The 1,112-nt window shown below is 73.5% G+C and carries 1 protein-coding gene; it reads right to left on the reverse strand.

Annotation, left to right across the window (positions count from 1 at the left end):
- The coding region (locus ACWGH4_RS35320; protein WP_453468013.1) for a homocysteine S-methyltransferase family protein at positions 1–1,002 on the reverse strand (1,002 nt) is incomplete at its 3' end.
- Between the last annotated feature and the right edge of the window lie 110 nt (positions 1,003–1,112).

Here is a 1,112-nt window from a genome sequence, read left to right on the forward strand (position 1 = left end):
GTAGAGGGAGGCGGCGCCCGGGTCGGGGCGCGGATTGCGGGCCGGCGGGGTCAGATCACGGACGCGTTCGACGATGCGGCGCAGGTGCTCCGGTGTGGTGCCGCAGCAGCCGCCGACGAGGGAGAGGCCGTAGTCGGCGACGAACTGCTCCTGGGCGTCGGCGAGTTCGGCGGGGGTCAGCGGGTAGTGGGCGCCGTCCTTGCCGAGGACGGGCAGTCCGGCGTTGGGCATGCAGGAGATCGGGATGCGGGAGTGGCGGGCGAGGTGGCGCAGGTGCTCGCTCATCTCGGCCGGGCCGGTGGCGCAGTTGAGGCCGATCATGTCGATGCCGAGCGGTTCGAGCGCGGTGAGCGCGGCGCCGATCTCGGAGCCGAGCAGCATGGTGCCGGTCGTCTCGACCGTCACCGAGCAGATCAGCGGCGGGCGGCTGCCGGTGGCGTCCATGGCGCGGCGGGCGCCGATGATCGCGGCCTTGGTCTGGAGCAGGTCCTGCGTCGTCTCCACCAGCAGGGCGTCCGCGCCGCCGGCGATGAGGCCTTCGGCGTTCGCCTGGTAGGCGTCGCGCAGCAGGGTGTAGGGGGCGTGGCCGAGGGTGGGGAGCTTGGTGCCGGGGCCCATCGAGCCCAGTACCCAGCGCTGGTCGCCGGTGGAGGCGGTGTACGCGTCGGCCACCTCGCGGGCGATCCGGGCGCCCGCCTCGGACAGTTCGTGGACCCGCTCGGGGATGTCGTATTCCCCGAGGGCCGCGTGGTTGGCGCCGAAGGTGTTGGTCTCCACGCAGTCGACGCCGACGTCGAAGTAGGCCTCGTGGACGGAGCGGACGATGTCGGGGCGGGTGATGTTGAGGACCTCGTTGCAGCCCTCGAGGTTCTGGAAGTCCTCGAGGGTGGGGTCCTGGGCCTGGAGCATGGTGCCCATGGCGCCGTCGGCGACCACCACGCGGGTGGCGAGGGCTTCGCGCAGGGCGTCGATGCGCCGGGCGTCGGTGCGGGTGGTGGTCATGGGCGCTCCCCCAGTGCCGGTGCCAGCGCGGCGGCCGCGGCGGGGCCGTAGGCGCGTTCGGCGGTGGCCAGCAGGCGGGCCCGGTCGGCGTGGTAGGACTGCGAGCCGAC

It is taken from the genome of Streptomyces sp. NPDC054847 (genome assembly GCF_053610925.1).